At 59.3% G+C, this 22,088-nt stretch carries 30 protein-coding genes, 1 tRNA gene and 1 pseudogene; 14 read left to right on the top strand and 18 right to left on the bottom strand.

Annotated elements, in window-relative coordinates:
* Window positions 1-70: 70 nt before the first annotated feature.
* Both HP546_RS00670 and HP546_RS00665 read right to left on the bottom strand, forming a co-directional pair.
* The gene (locus HP546_RS00670) at window positions 71-463 is read right to left on the bottom strand and encodes a glycine zipper domain-containing protein (protein WP_172218653.1); all 393 of its coding nucleotides are present in this window, start codon (window positions 461-463) and stop codon (window positions 71-73) included.
* 76 nt (window positions 464-539) lie between these two features.
* The gene (locus HP546_RS00665; RefSeq protein WP_172218726.1) at window positions 540-731 is read right to left on the bottom strand and encodes a hypothetical protein; all 192 of its coding nucleotides are present in this window, start codon (window positions 729-731) and stop codon (window positions 540-542) included.
* Between the two features lie 224 nt (window positions 732-955).
* Between HP546_RS00665 and HP546_RS00660 the strand changes: the two genes are divergently transcribed.
* On the top strand, window positions 956-2,116 hold the full coding sequence (locus HP546_RS00660; protein ID WP_172218651.1) for a GGDEF domain-containing protein: 1,161 nt from the start codon (window positions 956-958) through the stop codon (window positions 2,114-2,116).
* Window position 2,117: 1 nt separating this feature from the next.
* On the opposite strand, the gene HP546_RS00655 is transcribed toward HP546_RS00660, so the two are convergent.
* On the bottom strand, window positions 2,118-2,408 hold the full coding sequence (locus HP546_RS00655) for an RcnB family protein (protein ID WP_172218649.1): 291 nt from the start codon (window positions 2,406-2,408) through the stop codon (window positions 2,118-2,120).
* A 117-nt stretch (window positions 2,409-2,525) separates the two neighbouring features.
* Between HP546_RS00655 and HP546_RS00650 the strand changes: the two genes are divergently transcribed.
* Window positions 2,526-2,876 carry a hypothetical protein gene (locus tag HP546_RS00650; RefSeq protein WP_172218647.1) on the top strand — a complete coding sequence of 117 codons (351 nt, stop codon included), beginning with the start codon at window positions 2,526-2,528 and terminating at the stop codon, window positions 2,874-2,876.
* A 112-nt stretch (window positions 2,877-2,988) separates the two neighbouring features.
* A complete protein-coding gene (locus HP546_RS00645) occupies window positions 2,989-3,810 on the top strand; it encodes a bifunctional 2-polyprenyl-6-hydroxyphenol methylase/3-demethylubiquinol 3-O-methyltransferase UbiG (protein ID WP_172218645.1) in 822 nt (273 codons plus the stop codon).
* Here the strand turns inward: HP546_RS00645 and HP546_RS00640 are convergent, their stop codons facing one another.
* The 4 genes from HP546_RS00640 to HP546_RS00625 all read right to left on the bottom strand — a co-directional run bounded on the left by HP546_RS00640 (window position 3,811) and on the right by HP546_RS00625 (window position 6,962).
* Window positions 3,811-4,578 (bottom strand): SDR family oxidoreductase, encoded by a 768-nt coding sequence (locus HP546_RS00640; RefSeq protein WP_172218643.1) that lies wholly within the window; start codon window positions 4,576-4,578, stop codon window positions 3,811-3,813.
* A gap of 36 nt (window positions 4,579-4,614) precedes the next feature.
* The gene (locus HP546_RS00635) at window positions 4,615-5,682 is read right to left on the bottom strand and encodes a phosphotransferase family protein (protein WP_172218641.1); all 1,068 of its coding nucleotides are present in this window, start codon (window positions 5,680-5,682) and stop codon (window positions 4,615-4,617) included.
* A 195-nt stretch (window positions 5,683-5,877) separates the two neighbouring features.
* Window positions 5,878-6,195, bottom strand: coding sequence for an SCP2 sterol-binding domain-containing protein (locus tag HP546_RS00630; RefSeq protein WP_172218639.1), 318 nt, complete (start codon window positions 6,193-6,195; stop codon window positions 5,878-5,880).
* 56 nt (window positions 6,196-6,251) lie between these two features.
* On the bottom strand, window positions 6,252-6,962 hold the full coding sequence (locus HP546_RS00625) for a histidine phosphatase family protein (RefSeq protein WP_172218637.1): 711 nt from the start codon (window positions 6,960-6,962) through the stop codon (window positions 6,252-6,254).
* 434 nt (window positions 6,963-7,396) lie between these two features.
* Between HP546_RS00625 and HP546_RS00620 the strand changes: the two genes are divergently transcribed.
* From HP546_RS00620 to HP546_RS00575, 10 genes are all read left to right on the top strand, one after another.
* Entirely contained in the window at window positions 7,397-8,662 is a 1,266-nt protein-coding gene (locus HP546_RS00620) for a tyrosine-type recombinase/integrase (protein ID WP_172218635.1), read from the top strand.
* Between the two features lie 54 nt (window positions 8,663-8,716).
* A complete protein-coding gene (locus HP546_RS00615) occupies window positions 8,717-9,007 on the top strand; it encodes a hypothetical protein (RefSeq protein ID WP_172218633.1) in 291 nt (96 codons plus the stop codon).
* Between the two features lie 306 nt (window positions 9,008-9,313).
* Complete coding sequence (locus tag HP546_RS00610) at window positions 9,314-9,742, top strand: BRO family protein (RefSeq protein ID WP_172218631.1); 429 nt, start codon at window positions 9,314-9,316, stop codon at window positions 9,740-9,742.
* 52 nt (window positions 9,743-9,794) lie between these two features.
* Window positions 9,795-10,430 (top strand): hypothetical protein, encoded by a 636-nt coding sequence (locus tag HP546_RS00605; protein WP_172218629.1) that lies wholly within the window; start codon window positions 9,795-9,797, stop codon window positions 10,428-10,430.
* 135 nt (window positions 10,431-10,565) lie between these two features.
* Window positions 10,566-10,889 carry a hypothetical protein gene (locus HP546_RS00600; protein WP_172218627.1) on the top strand — a complete coding sequence of 108 codons (324 nt, stop codon included), beginning with the start codon at window positions 10,566-10,568 and terminating at the stop codon, window positions 10,887-10,889.
* A gap of 284 nt (window positions 10,890-11,173) precedes the next feature.
* Window positions 11,174-11,569, top strand: a complete 396-nt coding sequence (locus HP546_RS00595) for a hypothetical protein (protein WP_172218625.1) — start codon at window positions 11,174-11,176, stop codon at window positions 11,567-11,569.
* Window positions 11,570-11,622: 53 nt separating this feature from the next.
* Complete coding sequence (locus tag HP546_RS00590; protein WP_172218623.1) at window positions 11,623-12,621, top strand: hypothetical protein; 999 nt, start codon at window positions 11,623-11,625, stop codon at window positions 12,619-12,621.
* 214 nt (window positions 12,622-12,835) lie between these two features.
* Window positions 12,836-13,357 carry a hypothetical protein gene (locus HP546_RS00585; RefSeq protein WP_172218621.1) on the top strand — a complete coding sequence of 174 codons (522 nt, stop codon included), beginning with the start codon at window positions 12,836-12,838 and terminating at the stop codon, window positions 13,355-13,357.
* A 362-nt stretch (window positions 13,358-13,719) separates the two neighbouring features.
* Window positions 13,720-14,745 (top strand): protease SohB, encoded by a 1,026-nt coding sequence (gene sohB, locus HP546_RS00580; protein ID WP_172218619.1) that lies wholly within the window; start codon window positions 13,720-13,722, stop codon window positions 14,743-14,745.
* 154 nt (window positions 14,746-14,899) lie between these two features.
* Window positions 14,900-14,973, top strand: a tRNA-Cys gene (locus tag HP546_RS00575).
* Window positions 14,974-15,070: 97 nt separating this feature from the next.
* On the opposite strand, the gene HP546_RS00570 is transcribed toward HP546_RS00575, so the two are convergent.
* Genes HP546_RS00570 through HP546_RS00530 form a run of 9 tightly spaced genes read right to left on the bottom strand, consistent with a single transcriptional unit; the run spans window position 15,071 to window position 19,173 of the window.
* The gene (locus HP546_RS00570) at window positions 15,071-16,123 is read right to left on the bottom strand and encodes a tyrosine-type recombinase/integrase (RefSeq protein WP_110159906.1); all 1,053 of its coding nucleotides are present in this window, start codon (window positions 16,121-16,123) and stop codon (window positions 15,071-15,073) included.
* 1 nt (window position 16,124) lies between these two features.
* Window positions 16,125-16,370 (bottom strand): DUF4224 domain-containing protein, encoded by a 246-nt coding sequence (locus HP546_RS00565; RefSeq protein WP_003251051.1) that lies wholly within the window; start codon window positions 16,368-16,370, stop codon window positions 16,125-16,127.
* A gap of 39 nt (window positions 16,371-16,409) precedes the next feature.
* Complete coding sequence (locus tag HP546_RS00560) at window positions 16,410-16,724, bottom strand: hypothetical protein (RefSeq protein ID WP_110159907.1); 315 nt, start codon at window positions 16,722-16,724, stop codon at window positions 16,410-16,412.
* A gap of 52 nt (window positions 16,725-16,776) precedes the next feature.
* Window positions 16,777-17,118 (bottom strand): hypothetical protein, encoded by a 342-nt coding sequence (locus HP546_RS00555; protein ID WP_110159908.1) that lies wholly within the window; start codon window positions 17,116-17,118, stop codon window positions 16,777-16,779.
* Between the two features lie 46 nt (window positions 17,119-17,164).
* A complete protein-coding gene (locus HP546_RS00550; protein ID WP_110159909.1) occupies window positions 17,165-17,350 on the bottom strand; it encodes a hypothetical protein in 186 nt (61 codons plus the stop codon).
* Window positions 17,347-17,742, bottom strand: coding sequence for a phage protein NinX family protein (locus tag HP546_RS00545; protein ID WP_110159910.1), 396 nt, complete (start codon window positions 17,740-17,742; stop codon window positions 17,347-17,349). The genes HP546_RS00550 and HP546_RS00545 overlap by 4 nt, the downstream gene beginning before the upstream one ends.
* Window positions 17,742-18,134 (bottom strand): hypothetical protein, encoded by a 393-nt coding sequence (locus HP546_RS00540; protein WP_110159911.1) that lies wholly within the window; start codon window positions 18,132-18,134, stop codon window positions 17,742-17,744. Before HP546_RS00540 ends, HP546_RS00545 begins: the two co-directional genes overlap by 1 nt.
* Window positions 18,131-18,382 carry a hypothetical protein gene (locus HP546_RS00535; RefSeq protein WP_024086938.1) on the bottom strand — a complete coding sequence of 84 codons (252 nt, stop codon included), beginning with the start codon at window positions 18,380-18,382 and terminating at the stop codon, window positions 18,131-18,133. Before HP546_RS00535 ends, HP546_RS00540 begins: the two co-directional genes overlap by 4 nt.
* Window positions 18,379-19,173 carry a hypothetical protein gene (locus HP546_RS00530; RefSeq protein WP_172218617.1) on the bottom strand — a complete coding sequence of 265 codons (795 nt, stop codon included), beginning with the start codon at window positions 19,171-19,173 and terminating at the stop codon, window positions 18,379-18,381. Before HP546_RS00530 ends, HP546_RS00535 begins: the two co-directional genes overlap by 4 nt.
* A gap of 322 nt (window positions 19,174-19,495) precedes the next feature.
* Here HP546_RS00530 and HP546_RS31660 point away from each other — a divergent pair, with 322 nt between their 5' ends.
* A complete protein-coding gene (locus HP546_RS31660) occupies window positions 19,496-20,467 on the top strand; it encodes a putative phage abortive infection protein (RefSeq protein WP_158284461.1) in 972 nt (323 codons plus the stop codon).
* 166 nt (window positions 20,468-20,633) lie between these two features.
* Here HP546_RS31660 and HP546_RS00520 read toward each other — a convergent pair.
* Window positions 20,634-21,256, bottom strand: a pseudogene (locus HP546_RS00520) (DNA cytosine methyltransferase).
* A gap of 19 nt (window positions 21,257-21,275) precedes the next feature.
* On the bottom strand, window positions 21,276-22,088 hold an 813-nt coding region (locus tag HP546_RS00515), incomplete at its 5' end, for a DNA adenine methylase (protein ID WP_172218615.1).

Below are 22,088 nucleotides of genomic sequence, written 5' to 3'. Positions count from 1 at the left end.
TGCTGAAGGGGGTGTTGATGTGCTGCAACAAAAAGGGCCGCTGTGCGGCCCTTTCAGTCCTCGATGTCGATCAGTGGCGGTGACGGCGGTGCTTCTTGCTGCTGCCGTTGTTGTCGCCCATGTGGTTGCCCAGGGCGCCACCGGCTGCGCCGCCCAGGCCGGCACCTACGGTCGAACCGGTCTTGCCGCCTACCGCGCCGCCCAGCAGCGAACCGCCGGCCGAGCCCAGGCCACCGCCGATGGCGGCTTCGGTGCGGTTGCCCTTGCGTGCACCTACCGCGCTGCCGGCTGCGCCGCCGACGCCAGCGCCGATGGCTGCGCCGGTCTTGCCGCCAAGCTGTTGGCCGACAACGTTACCCAGCACACCACCCAGGCCACCGCCAATGGCGGCGGTACCGTCACCGGCGAAAGCGCCCTGGCACAGCAACAGGCCGAGGGCAATGGAAGGCAGAGTCAGACGCATGATACGAACCTCAAAGGAATCATCAGGTTAAGGTGCCGCGAAACAGGGGGCGGCAAGTCAGGGTTGCAAAGACGCTTCAGCGGTAGTAACGGTCACCGCGGTATTGACGATTGTCATCATCGTCATCGTTGCGGTCATGCCGATGGTGGTGACGATGGCCGCGGTCGCGGTCACGCCAGCCATCGTCGTCGTTATGATAACGATGGCTATGGCAGCCGGCGGTCAACAGCACAACGGCAACCAGCGAAAGGCTTGCAATACGCGATATCACGATATAGGTCCTTGATCCGCAAAGGTTTACGGGGCACTTCTTCAGACTGGGAATGATCCATTTGGTTTCCCGGGCGGGCAAAAAAATGTGCTGGAGGCGATGGGTGGCGAGCCTGCGGGTTGCTGTTCTGTCCCGTTCGGTCATGGCCGAACGGCTGATGGCGCCCTAGACTTCAGGGCAAGCCGCAGCCAAGACGGCAACCTGCCACACGGTGAATCACGATGATCGCCCACACCCCCACGCTGTTCGCCGCCGTTGCCCTGGTCGCAACCATCCTTGCCTTCTGCCTGTTGCTGGTCGGGCGCAGTAACCGCCGGGACAACCTGATGCTGACCGGGTGCGGGCTGTTGGCGCACGCCCTGGCGTATGTCTGCTACACCGTCTATGCGCAGGCCCCGCTGTGGCTCAGCTATGGCCTGGGTAACAGTTTGTTGTCGCTGGCGCTGGCGTTCTACACGGCCAGCCTGTTCCGGGTGCGTGAGCAGCGGGTGCCCTGGCGCACTGTCTTCGTCATCCCGGCCTGCATGCTGGTAGGGCTGATGCTGCTGCTCGATACCCTGGAGCCGCGTATGCTGCTGGCGACGCTGGTGTTGATGCTGCAATGCTCGCTGATTCTCTACTGGGCCTGGCGCCACGCCGAACGGCCGGGCAGGGCCCACCTGCTGCTGGAGATTGGTGCGCTGATCAGCCTGGTCGGCCTGGGCATGCGCGTAGTCGCGGTGGCCAATGGCACGGCGGTGGAAATGCGCTATGACACCAGCAACCTCAAGCAGAGCTTTTCGGTGGCAATTGGCACCGCCACGGTGATGATGTATTCGATCGGCCTGGTGCTGATGGCCAAGGAGCGCAGCGAGTCACGCCTGCAGCACCTTGCGCTGCGTGATGTGCTGACCGGCAGCTATAATCGCCGGGCCATTCTGCAGCGCTTTGCCGTGGAGCTGGACCGGGCGCGCGAACAACAGAGCAGCCTGGCCGTGGCGATGATCGACATCGACCATTTCAAACGCATCAACGACCTCTATGGGCATCTGGCTGGCGATGAGGTGCTGTGCCATTGCGTGCGCCAGCTGCAGCAGCGTTTGCGCCACGGCGACAACCTTGGTCGTTACGGCGGGGAGGAATTCCTGCTGCTGTTGCCAGGCACCGACCGCAATGGGGCGATGGTGGCGCTGCAAGGGCTGCGCGAGGCCATTGCGCGCAGCCCCGCCTGTTTTGCCGGTGACCAGATCGAGATGCGCTTCAGCGTCGGCTTGTGGTGCGGGGTGCCGGGCGCCGAGGACAATACTGCCAGCCTGCTGGCCCAGGCCGATGCGGCGCTGTACCAGGCCAAGGCCGCCGGGCGCAACACGGTGCACATGGCGGCGCTGGTCGAGGCGGGTTGAATCAGGACCCCGACTGGATCGCCAGCACTACACCATTGGTGGTCTGCACCAGCACGTAGTGGTCGCCCATGCGCACCCAGTGGCTTTCTTTCTCGGGGGCGGGCAGGCCCTTCGCTTTCCAGTCCTTGATTGCCGCGTCGTCGCGTTTGTACTGATCAGGCGCCTTGTCGCCGACCTTGAGCTCACGGTTGTGGGTTTCCGGCGCGGTGATGCTTTCTTCGGGCGCAGGCGCGGCGGTTGCAGCCAGAGGCAGGCAGGGCAGCGCGGCAAATAGCAGATAGTGCAGTTTCATGGCGGTCTCCTTTTGACGTCATGCCTTTATTGCGACAGCGGCAGGTGCGCGACAATTCACTCGCGATGCCAGCTGGTGCTAGAGTCGCGTTCTTTTTCAAAACCCTGAGGATGTAACATGCGTGCGATTCTGCCGATGGCCGCAGCGCTGATGTTGGTCGGTTGTGCTTCTTCGACCATGGAAACGGCACGCGGCGGCAAGCCGACTGCGCACCTCGACTCGCACAAGGCGCCACAGCTGGTTGCCCAGTGCATCCAGTTCAGCTGGCAGGAAGAGAAGGTGTTCGGCGACGATGCCAGTGGTTACCTGGAGCCGCGCAAGCAGGGTGGCTTGACCGTGTATACCCGCGGGGCCGAGGCGTTCGTCGACGTCTACCCGCAGGCGGGTGGTACGGGGGTCGATTACTACGCGCAGAAAAACGATGGTGTGGCGCTGCAGCGTCGCGCGGCGGCGGCGACCTGCTTGTAGCAATTGGCAGCTGCAACGCGCCGCGCCAGCCTTACAATTTTTAGCACGGCAGTGGTGTCGTCGGCGAGCAGGCAGAGGCTAGCATGAGCTTCTCCCCCTCAAGGACGACAGCATGGAACACTCACTGCAACTCAACCGCGCCAGCTGGGACGAACGCGCCCCGCTGCACGCTGCCTCCAGGGACTACGAAGTCGAGCGACTGGTCGAGGCCCCGGGCCACCTTTCCGAAACCGTGCGCTTCGACCTGCCATTGCTGGGCGATATCGACGGGCTCAATGCCGTCCACCTGCAGTGCCACATCGGCACCGACACGCTCTCGCTGGCGCGCCTTGGCGCCAAAGTCTGCGGTCTGGACTATTCGGCCGCGTCGCTGGCCGAGGCGCGGGCACTTGCCAAGCGCTGCGCGGCACCCATCGAGTATGTAGAGTCCGACGTCTACGCCGCCGACCAGGTACTGCCGGCAGGCACTTTCGACCTGGTCTATACCGGCATCGGCGCGCTTTGCTGGCTGCCCCGTATCGAGCCGTGGGCGCGCACGGTTGCAGCACTGCTGAAGCGGGGCGGGCGGCTGTTCCTGCGCGATGGCCACCCGATGCTGATGGCAGTCAACGAAGACCACCAGGACCGCCTGCAGCTCGAATACGCCTATTTCGAGCAGGAGCAACCGACGGTGTGGCACACCGACCAGACCTACGTTGAAACCGATCAACGCCTGGCCCATACCGAGACGCACGAATGGAACCACGGCCTCGGTGAGGTGATCACGGCTTTGCTGGCCAACGGGCTGCAGCTGACGGCACTGGCCGAGCACCAGAGCATCCCCTGGGAGGCGCTGCCGGGGCAGATGGTCAAGGGCGACGATGGCGAATGGCGCCTGCGCGACCAGCCGGCACGCCTGCCCCTGAGTTACACCCTGATCGCGGTCAAGGCCTGATCAGGACAGGTAGCCGCCGTCGACATTGAGCGCCGTGCCGGTGGTATAGCTGGACGCATCGCTGGCCAGGTACAACACCGCGCCGGCCATTTCCTTGGGGTCGGCCACGCGCTTGAGCGGGATCTGCTGCAGCGCGGCATTGAGGATGGCGTCGTTCTTCACCAGTGCCGAGGCGAACTTGGTATCCGTCAGCCCCGGCAGCAGGGCGTTGCAGCGGATGCCGAACGCGGCGCATTCCTTGGCAAACACCTTGGTCATGTTGATCACTGCGGCCTTGGTAACCGAATAGATGCCCTGGAACAGGCCTGGTGACACGCCATTGATCGACGCCACGTTGATGATGCTGCCACCGCCCTGTTCGCGCATCAGCTTGCCGGCCTCCACCGACATGAAGAAGTAGCCGCGGATGTTCACGTCCACGGTTTTCTGGAACGCGCCCAGGTCGGTGTCCAGCACATTGCAGAACTGCGGGTTGGTGGCGGCGTTGTTGACCAGGATGTCCAGGCGCCCGAACTGTTCGCGGATACTGGCGAACACCTGCTGGATCTGCTCCATTTCACCGATGTGGCAGGCCACTGCCGTGGCCTTGCCACCGGCCGCGATGATGGCGTCGGCCACCTGCTGGCAACCGTCCAGCTTGCGGCTGGAGACGATCACGTGGGCACCTTGCTGCGCCAGCAGGTGGGCGATGGCCTCGCCGATGCCGCGGCTGGCGCCGGAAACGAAGGCGATCTTGCCGTCGAGGTCGAACAGGTGGGTCTTGGGCATGCTGTTTTCCTTGTTATCCGTCGTCGTGGGCGCTGCTCAGAGGCTGGATTTGGCAATCACCTGCAGGCTCATCTGCTCCAGCAAGCGGTTCATGTGGATGAACTGGGCGAAGCGATTGTCCTGGGTCTGGCCGTGGTAGTAGCGGTAGTAGATCTGCTGGACGATGCCGGCCAGGCGGAACAGGCCATAGCAATAGTAGTAATCGAAGTTGTCCAGCTGGATGCCGGCGCGTTCGGCGTAGTAATCGACGAACTGGCGGCGGGTGAGCATGCCGGGGGCGTTGCTTGGCTGGCGGCGCATCAGTTGTACCGGTGCCGGGTCGCCGGCCTCGATCCAGTAGGCCAGGCTGTTGCCAAGGTCCATCAGCGGGTCGCCCAGGGTAGCCATTTCCCAGTCCAGCACACCAATGATGCGCATCGGGTTGTCGGCGTCGAGGATCACGTTGTCGAAACGGTAGTCGTTGTGCACGATGGCGGGCCGCGGGTGGTCAGCGGGCATTTTGTCGTGCAGCCAGGCGGTCACCTTTTCCCAGTTCGGGGCGTCTGGCGTCAGGGCCTTCTGGTAGCGGCTGGTCCAGCCCTCGACCTGGCGCTGCACGTAGCCTTCAGGCTTGCCCAGGTCGGCCAGGCCGCAGGCGTCGTAGTCCACCTGGTGCAGCTCGACCAGACGGTCGATAAAGCTTTTGCACAGGGCTTCGGTGCGGTTGGCGTCGAGGTTGAGTTCTGCCGGAATGTCCGAACGCAGGATAATGCCCTTGACCCGCTCCATCACATAGAACTCACCGCCGATCAGGCTGCTGTCGGTGCAATGTACGTAGGCCTTTGGGCAGTACGGGAAGCCGCTGTTCAGCTGGTTGAGGATGCGAAACTCGCGACCCATGTCGTGGGCCGACTTGGCCTTCTGGCCGAACGGCGGGCGACGCAGCACGAAGTCGCGGCCCGGGTAGCTGACCAGATAGGTGAGGTTGGAAGCGCCACCGGGGAACTGGCTGATCCTCGGCTGGCCCTCCAGACCGGGGATGCTGGCCTTGAGGTAAGGGTCGATGACGGCCGCATCGAGTTCTTCGCCGGGGCGTACCTGGGTGGACTGGTCGGTGAGCGTCATGCGGTTTCCTTATTCTCGATCGCAAGGACTATTGGCTAATCTAATGCGCTGCCAAGGTTGGAACAAGCGTGCCAGGCGCCAAATAGGCGAGGGTGTTGCTGCCCGATCAGCTGCCTTGATAGACCCGCACCATCGGGCAAAAAAAAACCGAAGCCGGTCAGGCTTCGGTTTTCGATCATCCGGTATTCCCTGCCCTCAGGACGGGAACAGCTCGCTGAGCTTCATCGACAGCATCATGTCGCCTTCGACGCGCAGCTTGCCGCCCATGAAGGCCTGCATGCCGTCGGTTTCGCCGCTGACGATACCCTTCAGGGTTTCGCTGTCCATTACCAGGGTGCAGTTGGCATCCGGGTTCTCGCCTTCCTGCAGGTCGCAGGTGCCGTCCTTGACGATCAGTGCATATTTCTTGCCTTCGTCGGTGATGTCGAAGCCGAACACCAGGTCCAGGCCGGCGGCAGCGGATGGGTTGAACTTCTCTTGCATCTTTTTCACGGCATCAGCTACGGAGGTCATGGCGCATTCCTTATAGAGTGATTTACACGTCCCCGCAGGGACACAACTAGCCGGGCTTATCGGTAGGTGACAAGCTCCGGCGCCTTCAACAACTGCACATGGGCCTGGCTGTTGAAGGAAGCCAGTGCCACGTCGCGGCCGCGGAACTTGAGCTGGCTGAGCGACGTGTTGATGATCTGCCAGTTCAGCGCGAACGCCTGGCTGGGGGTAATACCGGTTACCAGGTGGAGCAGGGCGGCAATGGTGCCACCCGAGGTGAAGATGGCGATATTGTCACCGCTGCCGGCAGCGTCGAGTACACGGTGCAGGCCACCTTGCACGCGGGTGGTGAACGCCTGCCACGTCTCCAGGCCATCGGCGGCATGCTCACCATCGTGCCAGCGCTGCACCATCAATGCGAACAGGCGTTGGAATTCGCTGCGGTGCTGGGCAGCGTTGCGCAGCACGTGCAGGGCATCGGGCTCATCTACCAGCAGCCCGGGCAACAAGGCCCGGATCACGCCGTCGGCATCGAACTCATTGAACGCCGCGTCGGTCACAACAGCCGGCACCGGGCAGCCACTGCCGTGCAATGCCTCCAGGGCCAGGCGTGCGGTATCCTGCTGGCGACGCAGGTCGCCTGCCACGCAGCGGTCCAGCCGAACCCCCAGCTGTGCGAGGTGCTCACCCAGGGCCTGGCTCTGGCACACGCCCACAGGCGAGAGGACGTCGTAGTCATCGGCACCAAAGGAGGCTTGGCCATGTCGGATCAGGTAGAGGTTGCCCACGAAAGGTTCCGGCCTGTTGGAGGTTGCTGCGAGGTTAGGATGCAGCACACGGGCTGTCAACGAAAAAACATACAAGCGTTTGAAAAGGTTGTTTGAAAGATGTTGCCAGCGTTTACACCGGCTGGCAGCACCTCAGGCGCAACGGTATGCTTGCAACAGTTACGCGCCGTAGTGGCGCATGCATTCAAGGAGTCAACGTGGAGTTTCTTGCCAACTGTCCTTGATCTCGGGTAAAGCCAAGCAACACGGGGCTTCCACCCAAAATGACCATCCACACCGTTGAAACCAGCGTCACAAATCGTCCCAACGTGTCACAAATCGCAGTGCCCTACGTCTACCGTAGAGCCTCGGGTAGGTATCACCTTCGGGTCCGCCTCAAGGGCTGCCACAACTCCTGTACGATCTCGCTCAAGACCACCAATCGACCCGCTGCCATGACTACTGCCAAGCACCTCCTACAGACCCTCAAGGCGTTCCACCTCGACAACCCTGAGGCATCGTGGGAGGAACTACGGGACAACCTTCGGGACATCGCAGAGGAAGCGTTAGGCAATCCTCAAGGGGACGCCTATGGACTGGTCTTGTCGGAGGTCTCTGAGAACCTCGCTGAGATCGCTCATACGATGCCAATGGGGTTGGCCCAGGCGAAGGCCATCTTGATGGCTCAGCGGGTTCTGAAGGCTGCTGAGGGGCGCCACTCAGGGGATCTCCGTGAACTGGTCGGGCTGCTTGAGGGAGACCTGAAGGGGTATATAGGTAAAGACTATCAGTCTTGGCCTATCGATAGGCATGAGCCTGTGTCCGTCCCTATCTGTATTACTGATGACACCAAGGCTACCTTCCAGGCCCTTTACGGTGCCTTCAAGGCAGAGCGGGGCGGTGATCTGTCGGCCAACACCCTGAAGAACTGGGAGAGCTGCACCAAGACCATCGTCGGGCACCTCAAGGATGCCGATATGGCGAAGCACTCAAGGGCCACCTTCGTGGGTCTTCGTGACGCTCTCCTTGCTGACGGGCGTAAGCCATCCTCGGTGAACAAGATCATGACCCACGCTTCCTCTGTCATTGGATGGGCTGTGGTCACGGGCCTTATTGAGAGGGACTATTCCAAGAAGCTGGCCATATCCAAAGGTGCTGAGAGCGCCCGTGAGGCGTTTACTCAGGACCACCTTAAGACCCTTCAGGATTGGGCTGTGGTCACCCTGGAGAATGATTGGAAGGCTTCAGCCATAGCCCTTGGGGTCGCCAGTGGGGCACGCATTGGGGAGATTCATCAGCTCACCGGCAGCGACGTCTACAAGGTCGATGGTCAGTGGGTCGTGGACATCAATGACAAGGAAGGCAAGACCCTGAAGAACTCTTTCAGTCGTCGCGTCGTTCCCTTGCTGGGCATCCCTGAGGATCACCTTGAGAAGCTCTCGCAGGCCCAAGGACGGCTGTTCACTCAGTCCAAAAGCGGCTTCGATCAGCTCATCAATCAGATGATCCGTGATGTACTCGGGACCAAGACAGGGGAGGGGCTGTCTTTCCACTCGCTGAGGCACTCGCTTTCGTCCGACCTGAAGGCCGCTGGCGTGTCCGTAGGCATCGCTCAGGCCATCCTGGGGCATAGCTCTGGATCGCTTGCGTTCGATCTCTATGGCGGCAATGCGGCTGCCTCAAGGGGGCTCATGGTGGAAGCCCTGAAGTTGGTTCGATAGCGCTGCTCTGGGCTCATACTCTTTAGAGTGTCCAGCGGCATGGCGGCACTATCAATGCAGCGTGGCGTTTTGCTATCGTTCTCGTTCCGCATCATCAAGGAAGTGATTATGTCAGCGTCTCCGATGCCCATGCTGCGCCTTACAAATGCCACCATAGCGATTCTCGTTGTTTGTTCGCTTGGCGCCCTTGTTGAAGGCACGGGCTGTAACGATGTTCGTATGCCTTCTTGCCGGATGTTCACCGATTTCTTCTCGCATGTTCCGTTTTACATACTCGGTGCGGTGGGGGTATCGGAGGCGATATCATGGGGATTGTTCCGTAAGCTCACTCGCCTTAATAATTGAAGGTTCTCAATGGATACCACCGAAAGTCGCATACTTGAGCTTCTCCTTGAAGGAGGAAAGCGGGTCAAAGTTCAGGTAGTTAGCTATCAGTTGAAGCTCCCGGGGAGAGTGCTTTTTAGTGAGGACGGAAAGCCCTATAAATTAGGAACTTTCAAAATCAATGATGGCCGGTATCGTGAGTGGAAAGATGTCGCGAAGATAAAGTATTGCATTGGTGAATGCTCCGTGCTTAGAGACGCCCCGCCGAAAGAGACGCCCCGCACGATAACCTTCAAGGTGCGGCACAACTTTAGTTAACGCAATTTCATGGGCATCGAGCTGGATGTCCTCGTGGGTCACCCTGAGCATGAGCTTCTGTTTGTTGGCTCTCAGGTTGCTCGCGCCGCTGGACTCAAGGACCCAAGCGCGTCAATTAGGAACACTAAGCGCGTGATGCAAGGGCATATCTACCTCTCGGGTCTTCTGGAGGATTTATCCAGAAGCCTGCCCAACCTGCCTAAAGAGGCCAATGGGCACTCACTGAGGACAACCACGGTTCTCATTAATGAGTCGTTTGTCTATGAGATGTTCCTACGTGGAAAGGCGCCTCAGTCCGAGCCATTCCGCCGCTGGGTCACCGAAGAGGTCCTCCCAACGATCCGCAAGACCGGCTCATACAACGCTGAGGCCTCCACCAACCCAATCGCAATGGGCGTTATGGATGAACTCAAGGCCCGCCTTTACTGGGCTGTATAGCTGGTGACGTAAAACCCCTCACTGTTGCCACAGACAACTTTGAGGACCCCACATGACCTTACTTACTCAGCCCGGACCACTGCACCGCCACGTCGATCACGAAACCGGCACCATCCTTCACATTGACCCGATCACGGGCGAAGTCATCAGCCATAAGGATATGGTCCGACCGGCAACCCTCGAAGCCCAGTACCAAGCATGGGCCGCTGAGCGTCGTGCCGATGAGTCCCTCTCTGAGGACCAGCAGAAAGCCGCCAATGGCCTTGCCAGCGAGACCCAAGGGCAACCCCCGGAGAACCCAAGCGATGAACCCAAGCGAGGCCGTGGACGACCTAAGAGCACCTTCGTCAATCCTGTCTCTGCCTACATGCACCTGCTGGCCGTGCCTGAGCCGTTGCCCTGGGTGGATGACATCGTTACTGGGTCCATCAACACCAGTGCTGGCGTTACCAAAGGGAAGATTAATGTCAAGGCCCGAGCGGTCATCGGTGCGCTGTTCCTTTCCGAGATCACAGCGGACGCCTGCAAGAACAATGAGTATGCCTTGAGGACTGCCCAGCGAATCGCAAAGGCTGCCCGACATGCCGCCCATGGGATCGCTTCGTACGTGGAGAGACACCCAGGCATCAAGGCTGAGATTGTGGCTGAGGTGGGTGCAGAGGCTCTATTCCGGGGCTTGGCGACTTAACGCCGGATAGTATAAAGAACATCCCAACGACCACCTTCAGGTCACAGCATCGACCAGACCCAGAGGGAGAGGGGTAGTGATAATAATCACCCCTCACTTTCATTCATCTTTGAGACATCTTTAAGGAGGACTCAGATGGTTACCTATCAAGCAACCGATACGCTTACTGAAGACGACTTGATTAACTTGTCGCGTGTCTTCTCCACCGCTTCACGTCCTCAATTGATCATCGTTAAGAATCTACTCAACGAGCGACACGCTACCTATAGAAGCTATGAGAACGGAACTGTCACCTTCGATATTGAGGCGGTGATACGAGAAGCTTCTTTTAGAGGTTCCCTCAAGACGGCCTCCCGGCTTGCCGAACTGGTCTCGCTTGGGGTCAGCCTTCAGGCACTCGCTAAGACGCCTCTGAACATCCCAATGGCTGGTAAAGACAACATTACGATCAGGCTTTAAGGGCGCCGTCAAGGTGACGTTAAAAACCCTCACTATTGGGACAGACACCTGAACCAACTGTAAAAGTTTCCCATGCTACTCCCGACCGTCGCCACGGTTGTCCCTTCGATGCCCTCTCTGGCTTGCCATGTCCCGAGAGACCAGCGTCATCAACATCCAACCCAAATCAAGAACCTATTCGTCAGCCTTGGAAGATGCCCACGCGGCTCTCTCCTTGCCGTCTTGTCGTGCGCGTCTATGGCGCCAAGGCTGAGCGAATGGGTCACCCCAGGAGATTCATCACTATGAAAATCACCATTACCAAAGTCCTGAAGAACGAAGTCACCGTGTCGGGCCAGAGCCTGAACCGTGAGTACGTCGAGAACATCATGTTGCCAATGCTGGTCGCCCAATGCGGGACCGTTAGGGGGCGTCAATTCGAGATCGTCCAGGCATTCGATGAGGCCGGCTTGTCGCTTAAGGCGATTCCCGATGTCGCCCGTGAGTACCGCCAAGACCAGTACCAGAAGGCCCAAGAGACGGCGCACTTGCAGGCTGAGGCTGACGCCCACGCCGAGCGGTGCCGTGAATGGTCGCCGCGTGAGTTGGCCCAAGCGAAGCGTGAGCGGGAAGACCGAGCCGCTGCCATCCGTGAGCATGGTGCGCTTATCCGCGCTGCCTCTCGCCGCAATGCTGGCTGATAACAAGCCTCGACACTCCACCACTTCCAACCAACTTCAGGAGATCCATACAAATGAAACAGCCTAACCAATACGAAGCACCTACCCACTCCCACACCCGCATTCACGCTGACGGCGCGACCCTTCATTACAACGTGTCGGATGTCCGTAAGGAGTCCCTTGGGGCAACCGATCCCGATGCTTATGTGAGCGCCCTTGTGAAGGTCACTGACGGCTATCTGAATAGCGATGAGTGGCGAGAAGAAGCCGCAGAGAGAACCCCATGCGAGTTCCGTCCCGCTGGCGCTGAGGCTACCGGCCAACAAGTCATCACCCTGGCTGATCGAACCGTCACCTTCGACCCTCGCAAGAACTGGGACAATGAAACGGTAGAGAAGGGCGAAGCGCTGGCAGGGTCGATCATTTTCACCGAACCGACTGACACGGCCCTGGCCATCAGCCATCGAGTGACGATCCTTGACCACACTATGATTGGCGGCTTCACCCACGCCTCTATGATGCAGACTGCTGACAAGATGATGCGTGACATGGAGCTGAGCGCCGCTGGGAAGGTCGCTGAGATCCTCTCGACGGCTCCAAGCACCGAGGTATTCCCAGAGACCAAGCCAACCGGCAAGCCTGTGGAGATCGCTGAGGACCTCATTGACATCTTGACGATGCACATCAATCAGGCCGTAGGCACATCCCTGCCTGACTTCGTGGTACTTCTGCCCGTGTCTCTAATGGCTGTGCTCGAACGTGCTGCCCAGCGTGCTGGCAAGGCCGACCTTCAGGAGCTGATTGGTGCCTCTGTCCAGGCATACAGCGGCACTGACTACGGTCTGTTCCTGCTGCCTAAATACTTCACCTCGCTGAGCTACCGCGAGAACCGTGAAGGCAACGTGTGGGAGGTACAAGCAACTCGTAAGGCTGGTGTCCAAGGCTGGGAAGTTGAGTATTTTGCAACCGTAGACATCTTGGCGAACGGCAAGGTCAAGGTGAAGTTGACCACTGACGGTCTCCAATCCGAGATGGTCGACTTTCCGATGATCACCCGCATCACCCTGAGCTGATCTTAGGGTTTCCCCTGATGAGCCCCGTAAGACCGACCCAGTAGGGCACGGCAGGGGCACCGCCTCACCTATCCACATCATCGCCCGTCGCTGGGCACCCATCTAATCGAAAGTCTTTCTGTTTGCTCTCTGTGCCACTGGCAGAGCCCTTGTCTGGGGTCTTTCGGCTGCCCGTGGGAGCGAACTCAGAGAGCAAACATAAGGAAAACAGACAATGAACATCGACATCAAACACAAGCATTCCGGCCACGTCATCATCATCGAAGGGCAGGCCTTCAAGGCTAACGACCGGGGCCAATGGGACCTGACTGATATCTGGCGAACCCTGAAGCTTCCTAAGGGTAAAGCTCCAGGTGCATGGCGAACCAAGCAGGCCAAGCGGCTGGCAGACATGCAGAAATTGCAACTCTCCCACGGCACGGGCTCTTGGGCGACTAAGCGGGCAACCATTGAGTACGCTGGTTGGGTATCCGAGGACTTCCAAGATTTGGTCTATGACGCCTTCGAGGCGATCCTTGAGCTGCCCGAGGTTGCCTTACTGGTGGCCGACAAGATGGCCTCCCTGGGCAATGACCATAGTGCAGACATCCTCAAGCGCATGACCTTCAACGACAAATGCGATTGGAAGACCCTCAAGGCTCCCCATAAGAACACCCAGAAAGGTCTACGGGCTGCCGTTGCGAAGGGCAACTTGACGCCTCATAAAGCCGCTGAGCTGGGCCTCAAGACCATCTAACCATCAACCATTAGGAGAACCCCATGGACCACTTACAGGCCCTCTACTGGGTCTGTTCGGCCATTCAACTGGGGTTCTGGTTGTGGTCGCATAGGCCATCGTAAGGCCCTTTGAGAATCTGACAGAAAAATCTGAATGCCCACCATTACATGACATCCCGAGCAGGTTCCCCCGTGGGCCCTCGCGTGGGTGCCCGTGGGCGCGATAAGGACCCCGTGATGATGGCCGATAGGTGGCCTCCAGGCCTTGCCGTGTCTGGCTCAGCGCAGCTAACCGATTTGCTTCGGAATGTCACAAGACCGTACCAAACTGTCACAAGCTTAGGTACGATGAGGCCTCAATTCCGAGCTTCGAGGGCTACTGTGGAGTTTCTTGCCGAGTACGCAAGCTTTCTCGCCAAAACCGCCACCCTGGTGATCGCCATCCTGGTGGTGCTGTCGGCTATCGCCGGGCTGCGCGGCAAGGGGCGGCGCAAACCGGGTGGGCAACTGCAGGTCACCCGCCTTAACGAATTCTACAAGGACCTGCGCGAGCGCCTGGAGTCCGGCCTCCTCGACAAGACCCAGCTCAAGGCCCTGCGCAAGCAGCAGGCCAAGGCGGAAAAACAGCAGAAGAAGGGCAAGGCCAAGGCCGAAGAAAAGGGCCGGGTATTCGTCCTGGACTTCGATGGCGACATCAAAGCTTCGGCCACCGAAAGCCTGCGCAACGAAATCACTGCACTGCTGACCCTCGCCACCCCGCGTGACGAGGTGGTGCTACGCCTTGAAAGCGGCGGTGGCCTGGTGCACAGCTACGGCCTGGCTGCATCGCAGCTGGCGCGGATCCGCCAGGCGGGTATTCCGTTGACCGTGTGCATCGACAAGGTGGCCGCCAGCGGGGGCTACATGATGGCCTGCATCGGCGAAAAAATCGTCAGCGCACCGTTTGCCGTGCTGGGTTCGATCGGCGTTGTGGCACAGTTGCCCAACATCAACCGCCTGTTGAAGAAGCACGATATCGACTTCGAGGTGCTGACTGCCGGCGAGTACAAGCGCACCCTGACCGTGTTCGGTGAAAACACCGAGAAGGGCCGGGAGAAGTTTCAGGAAGACCTGGACATCACCCATCAGCTGTTCAAGGACTTCGTCGCCCGCTATCGCCCGCAACTGCACATCGACGAAGTGGCGACCGGTGAAGTCTGGCTCGGTGTCGCGGCGCTCAATCGGCAGCTGGTGGACGAACTGCAGACCAGTGACGAATACCTCAGCGACCGGGCGCGCAATGCCAACCTGTTCCACCTGCACTACGCCGAACGCAAGAGCCTGCAAGAGCGAATCGGCATGGCTGCCAGCGGCACTGTGGAGAACACCGTGGTGGGCTTGTGGAGCAAACTTGGCCGGCTGCGCTAACACCTTGAACCCGTTGAAATTTTTTTTCGTTCAGGGGGTTGCAAGGTTAGAAGAATGACGACATAATGGCGCCCATCGAAACGCAGCAAACTTTGAAAAAAGTTCAGCGTTTCAAGGAGATAGCAAAGCGCAAGCAGCTAGATCCGACCTTTGAGGCCGAGTAGCAAAGTGGTTATGCTCCGGATTGCAAATCCGTCTACGCCGGTTCGATTCCGACCTCGGCCTCCACCATTCGAAAGCCCCGCAGATTAACGTCTGCGGGGTTTTTCTTTGCGCGTCAAAAAAGCCAAGAGTTCCGAAACTAAAGGCATGGAGTTCCGAAACTTCAACCTTTCGAGGGCTTGGCGATGGCGCCGACGCGGCGGTAAACGCGCTCGGTGATTCCCTCTTTCGAGTGCCCCAGCAGCACGCTGGCTTCGCTCAGGTCGTTGATCTCCGACGCCGCCTTCGGTCGGATGTCGCGGAACTGGAACTGGGCGATTCGATTGGCCAGGTCCGGCCTCTTCTCGACCTCAGCCTTGACCCTGGCATCCTCTCGGGCATCTGCCCATCGGTTGCGCAACATCGGCCAGCTCATGCGTTTGCCGTGCTCATTGACGATGAAGAACGGCGACAGGTGCTCGCTGGTCCTGCGCATGATTCGCTCGAGCAACTGGCCCAAGCTGTTCTTCACCCCGTCCACCTCCAAGACGATCCTCAGTCGCTTGCCGGTTTTGCCTTGGCTGACCAGCAGGTAGATCCCCTCCATCTCGTCCTTTCGCATCGACAGTACGTCCGACGGCCGCTGGCCAGTCAGGTACGCCAGGTCCATCGCATCCTTAAGCTCCGGTGGAGCTGCCTCGTACACCGCCTGCCACACCGTTTCGTTGGCGTAGAAGTCGCGCGGTCTCTCCTTGTTCTTCCTCACGCCCAGGCACGGGTTGTCCCGGGTGGTGAGCCCCCATTCCCTGGCAGTATTGAATACGTGGGAGAGCAGGGCGATTTCCCTGTTCGCCCTGGTCTTCGCCGACCGCGAGTCGCGGTACTGGGCAATCATCGCTGGCGTGATGGCGTCGATCGGCGCCGAGTCGAACACGGCGCGCAGCTGCTTGAGCTCGTAGATGTTGTCCTTCTGGGTCCTGGCGGCCTTGCCCGGGATGATCTTCAGCAGGTACTCGTCGAAGATCCCCTTCATCGTCGTCAGCTCGGCCGGGGTGGCCTTGGCTTCGAAGTCGGCCCACTTCAGCTTGGCCTGCACCAGGTCGGTACCGAGAGGGATTTCCTTGCCGGCCTGGTCGCGGTAGTAGTACCCAACCCACACTTTTCCGTTCTTCCTGGTGCGCTTTCGCCGGTACATGCCCGGCGGCAGATCGCGGTTCTCGGTACTTCTGGGTCGCATTTCACTTTACTCGGGAGAAATCAGGGGTCCAGGCTGGCGCCGGGGGTGGGGCTGCAGCGACCGGTACGGTGTCGATCACTACGCCGCTGAGCTTCTGTCGGGCGTATTGGCGGCCAACAAGTGGCCTGCCGCCGCGGCTCTCGACGAAGTGCCAACCTTTTTCAGTGAGCCAGCGGCGCTGCCACGCCCGGGGTTTGTAGCCGGTGATCGCCACCAGCTCTTCGTCCGAAAGGATCTCGGTTTCCATGGGATGGTCTCCACGCCGCCGGTGGCGGCAGGTTGGTGGTCAGTCGCAGCTGCTCGAGCTGGAGCCGCTATCGCTGGAACTGCTGCTGTCGCTCGACGAGTAGCTGCTGCCGCTGCCGTAGCTGCCGTAGTCCCGACTGGCACACGAACTGCTCGAGCGAGCCGGCTCGTAGCTGTCCGCCAGATGTGTGGGATGCATAGGGCTGATCGGGCTCATGGGGTTGAGCGGGTCGAGCATCGGGTCTTGCCGGCCGGATGCCGGGCTGTGGCCGCGGGCATACCCGGTTGGCCGGAGCGCACCGCGTTGTGCCGGTTTCTTCTTGCGCTTGAACAGGCGGGTCAAGAAATTGATCATGAGTCTCTCCATGCCCGCGCATGTCGGCGGGCTTGAGTGGTAGGGGGAGGGGTTACAGCTGCGGTGCGAGTAGCTCTTCGACTACCTGACCGGTGTCGTGGAAGTACCAGTCGCTGTCGGTGAGGTTGTTGATCATGAAGGCGGCGAATCTTTCGGTCGTCATGCCCTTCATGACGCGCTCGAGCTTCGGCGGAGGTCCTTTCCAGGTTGGCTCGGCGCCGATGAGTCGGGCTGCCGCCAAGTTGTGATGGCCATCAAGGATGATGCGATAGAGCTTTCCGCGCATCTCCAGATCGATTGTTCGAACCACAAACACCTTGAACTTGGCTATCTTCTTGGCGATAACATCGCGGTTCAAGTATCGCTGGCTGCTGATGAGTGGCGGTGTGCTCATCGCTGCCCCCTGTAGATCAGGTAGGCCATATACATCAGGGGCAGGATCATGGCTGGATGCTCCAGGTGATTGCCATCGCGAGCATCCCAAACCATCCGGCGATGGCTAGGGCTCGGTAAACGATCCGGTCACGCTCAGCCTTCAAGGCCCTGCGCAGCCATTCGGACTTCTCCGTGATCAGCTGATCTGCGAACTCGCAAGCGCGCTGGAACTGTTCTTCAGAAACGCTCATGGCATCAGCTCCTTCGGCACCTGAATGGTATCGCCGAGCTTGTAGTGGACCAGGCCCCGGCAGAACGCGACCAGAGCGGTGGGGCCGTAGCACCAAACCCCAGCGCCGGCGGGGCCGCCTGCATAGCAGGTGTCTTCGGGAAGGCCGGGTATGTGTTGAGCGGTGCCTTTGTGCTTGTCGATTAGCAGGCCTCCGTGGTCCCAGTGAGACGAGGGGCGATAGCCGAAACCTTCGGTTGCGCCGCGGATGCTGATGCTGACGGGGTCTGTTCGGGTGCGCCATACCGTCGTTCGGCACACAGGATCTGCTTCGAAACCCTCGGCCCTTGCCACGGCCCAGTCCAGCGGAGCGCCGACCAGGTTGGATACCCTCACTTCGATCAGGTCGCTCATCATCGGCACTCCTTTTTCCGCTCGACCTCGATCTGGTCGTAAAGTGCATCCACTCGCTTTTGCTTGCGGTTGATCGCCTCGGAGCGGTTCAGATGGTCTCTCAGGGCCTTGTCATAAGGCTCGATCTTCTCGACCAGTCGAAGCCGCTCACTTGGATCTTTTGACGCGTTGAACTGCCGAGCCAGTCGATCCCGCTCGCTGAAGTCCAGATGGTCAAGCGCGCGGTTCTCCTTCTCCATTTCGTCCAGAACGTCTGCCGATTGCCGCTTCCAGCGCAGATACAGCACATCGCTCTTCTTGGGCTTCATGAAAAAGTGCTGAGACCTGATCCACTCGACCAGGTCTTCCTTGGTCATCTCATCGAACACATCTTTCCGGGCAGCTTTGCTCACAGCTGATACCTCTCATCAATCCAGCGCCCAGGCGCCAGAGCGGGTGTAGGTTCGGGTTGGGTTTCGTGCGGGGAGAGCTGGCGCTCGTTGCCGGCCTGCAGCTGGCTGTCGGGGATGCAGCTGATGCCGACCCCATTCAGCAGGTAGCAGGTGACGCCGCGCTGGCTGTCGTGCTGCACGTCGATGACGTTCTCGGTTGCGCTGGCGCCGGTGGCCAGCAGCAGGAGGCAGAGGGCGAGGCGGGTCATGCGGTGAGCTCCAGTTGTGGGTCGGCTTTAGCGGCCAGCTCAGCAACGACGATGGCGTAGGCCTCGGGGTGCTGTTTGTCGAACGGCGGCATGTTCTCGGTCTCGATCCAGGTGCCACGCACTGACCCGCGATCGAGCCAGCCAGGGTCGATACCCTTCGGTCGCGTCCAGGCGGTCGGGCTGATGCCGAGTTCTTGGATCTGCTTTGCCGCGATGTAGCCCTGCGCACGCATCAAGGCGATCACCCGCAGCGCCGCTTCCTTCCAGGGTGTGAGGCTGACCGGGGAGGGGACGCCGGCCTGGTGCGCACCAACTACCATCGGCACTCGGCATCGCTCGGGCGGGTTCCAGTCGAACAGGTGCAGGTACTCCTCGTTGACGAAGAACGACATCCAGTCCCGGTTGTCCACGCAGCGCACATCGAATTCCCATCCGGACTTGTCGCCACCACGAGACATCCAGCGGGGGAGCACAACCGGAACACCGAGCAGGCCCAACATGCGGCTGATTCCGTGACTGGCATCGCTGGCCTTGCCGACGATGACCAGGCGATGGTCCGGCCCAGGCCTGCCGTAAAAGTTCTCGTAGTCCTTCGGCAGGATCTGGTCGGCCACCTTGGCGTTCAGGCTCATCTTCGCCTCGACGCCGATCTGTCGACCGCTGGTGTGCACGGCCAAGATGTCGAAGCCCGCAGCTTCGGGGTAGCAGGTCCAATCGGCCTGCTTGTTCATCGACTGGATGAAGGCCGTGCACAGCTCGGCCTCCGTCTTGATCGGTGTCCTTTCGAGCATGTCGATTCCTTGGCCGCCATATCGCGGCAGTGAATAGAGTGAGAAGGGCTACAGCATTAATAGTGCGGATGTACTCTAATCGGATTTTCTTCTAAGATGGCTGTGCCTTGAATTGAACGTAGTGGCCACTGTGCAATGAGAGGTCCTTGTTTGTAATGATTTTGAAAATTGCAGGAATCGATTTTTTCAGTGTGACTTCTAAGTTTCAAGGGGTGGGCAAGTTCAGTATGCTTATATTGAGGGGTGTGGCGGAGTGAGTAGATTTTTCAATAGACTAAGTTTGTACGTTTCAATGCTTCCCTATTTGCTTAGGGGTATGATCGTGCGAGCGCTCCAGTCGATGTGGAGATCATCCTTTTCCTTACTGATTCTTTGTGGGGCGGGCGGGGCTATCGGAACTGTTGCGTGGCTTCTGTGTAAGCGTTTTTTACGCGAGGAAGATATTCCATATGTAGAGTTTAAAGGGCAGCAAGTCATTCAGTACTGGGGGCAGCTGGGTGACTTTTTTGGCGGTGTGCTAAATCCTATATTAAGTTTTTTGGCCATATTGGCGGTTCTCTATACCATAAGGTTGCAGAGTAAAGAACTCAGAGAGGCGCGAGAGGAGACAAAGATTGCAAACAAGACGCTTGCAAAACAGACCCAGGTGTTTGAGCGCCAAAATTTCGATTCAGTTTTTTTTCGAATGCTTGAAGTTCACGCGAGGCTTCTCGCAGATGTTGATAGGTTAGTAGAAGGTCATAAGGATAAGCGCGGTCTATTTGGCTTGATTTGTAGTGATTTTAAAGACGCATGTGGCACTGTCGTGCTCGATGAGAAAAAGCTAAGAGCTGCAGCTAATGCATGCATGGAGTTTAAAGATCGTGCGCTCGGTCACTATTTCAGAAATATGTACCAGATTTGCAAAATGATCGATGATACAAAATTTCATGGGATTTCTAATGAAGGTGATGGCCGTATAACTCCTAGGGCAAGGCGCAGAGCAGCCAGGATAAACTATGAAAGGAAGCGTTTTTATGCAAATATATTGAGGGGGCAGTTATCATCTCTCGAGATGCAAGTTCTTTTTTTAAATTGTTTGACGCCTCAGGGTCTTGGGCTCAAGTATTACGTTGAAAAGTTCTCGATGCTTAAACCGTTGAGTAAGAAAGCCTTCCTAGGCAGTAATGATCATCTTTGTTCGCTATTTGAAGATATTGCCTATATGGACTCGGAGGAAATCGATACGGATATTATTGTTAAATACGACAAAGAAAAGAACCATGAGAATACCCGTCGAATGTTGCGGCTGTGATAACTGATCTGTTGCTTGGTATTGTTACTAGTTATGTGTTTGATGGACCGTGCCGCACGCTTTAATTCCACGGGTTGGAGTATGATTTCCTTGGCTTAGGCCAGTTCCACGTCGGGGTCATGTCGAGGCGTTATAGTGGAGAGATCTGGCGGGCAGCGCCGGAGGGTCAGACGGCTTTCATCAAGGCCTCAATGACGCGTTGCCCGGCTAAAGGCGGGACCGCATTGCCTGCCATGTGCATGGGCAGCCGATGTTTCTCCGGCCGCAGAGTGTCAGCCGGGAACGACATGGCGGCCAGGGCCTCGCTGGCGCTGAGCATCCGCATGCGATCACCGTCGACCAAGGCCCAGCGGTCCAGGGTGGTGATGGTGCCGATCGGCCGGTTGATGTCGCGGCCGGTGGTACCTGATCCTTTGCCGTAATAGGGCATGATGAAGCGGTCGCCGAAGCGCTGGCGGCCGTTGCTGACCCGGTTGAGGGTGGCCGGTGCCCGGCCGGGCTTCTCGATCTGCGACCAGCGCCCGGCGTTGAAATCGAGGAACTGGGCGGCGGGCACATGCCGTTCTTGTGGCAGTTGCAGCATCAGGGGTGCCTTGCATGCGCTGGCACCTGCTCCCATCGCGCCTGGTGGAGATCCTGGCATTTGTGCTCAGTTTCTGGGTGATTCGCCTTGTGCCAGTCAACGGCCTCTTGCCAGTGGTTTGCCGCCCAGAGCACCTGGACGCCTGCGGCGCGCGCGCCGGTGCTCCATCCGCCGAGGCCGGCGAACAGGTCGATTGCTGTGGTCATGAAGGTCTCGTTGTATTGGTCAACTTCCGAACAGGCTGAATTGGCTGCTCGATCGTTGGCATGCAGGGTTTAGCCAGAGGCATTCGGTGCGGCAGGCTGTGCCCCGCCCCGCGGATATCCGGGCTGAGGTGGTGTGCCTGGTCCAGCCGGTCAAGGTGTCGTCGTAAAGCTCGCTGGGGTATCCGGACAGCGCGACCATTCCTTCTAGCTCGAGCAACGATCGGAGCAGCTCGGCGTGTTGGCCGTCGTCCATTTCGTGCCGGTAGTAGCGGCCGCTCTGGGCGTTCTTGTATCTGGTCTCGTGCACATACGGAGGGTCCACGTAGTGCAGGGTTGTCCTGGCGTCGTGCGCGTGCATGACCTCGATCGCGGGCCGGTTCTCGATCAGGACGCCGATTAGGCGCTGCCCGATCGTGGCGATCGATTCTGGATACTCGAGCCAGAGCGATTGGGCTGTTCCGTATTCACGCTTTGTGTCGATTCGGAATCCGGTTATGCCCTTGGTGGCACCGGCGGAGCCGAAGCCCATCTGCGCCCTGATGATGGTCCGTCGAGCACGTTCGACAGGTTCTCCAGCAGGCTCCCAGGCTCTTTCGAATTCCTGCCGGGCATATGGCGTCAGCACCACCGCCTCGAATAGCGCTGCCCGTGCCTGCGGGTCCTGCAGCACGCGGAACAGGTTCACAACATCGCCGTCCAGGTCGTTGTAGACCTCGGCGTAGGAGCGGGGCTTCTGCATCAGAACGCCGGCGGCACCGCCGAAGGGCTCGACATAGCACGTATGCCGCGGGAAATACTGGGTGACCCACGACGCAAGCCGGAACTTGGAGCC

The organism is Pseudomonas sp. CM25 (assembly GCF_013179705.1).
In the GTDB taxonomy this organism is placed as follows: domain Bacteria; phylum Pseudomonadota; class Gammaproteobacteria; order Pseudomonadales; family Pseudomonadaceae; genus Aquipseudomonas.
The sequence above is the reverse complement of the archived record's forward strand: the minus strand, read 5'-3'. Positions and strand labels throughout refer to the sequence as shown.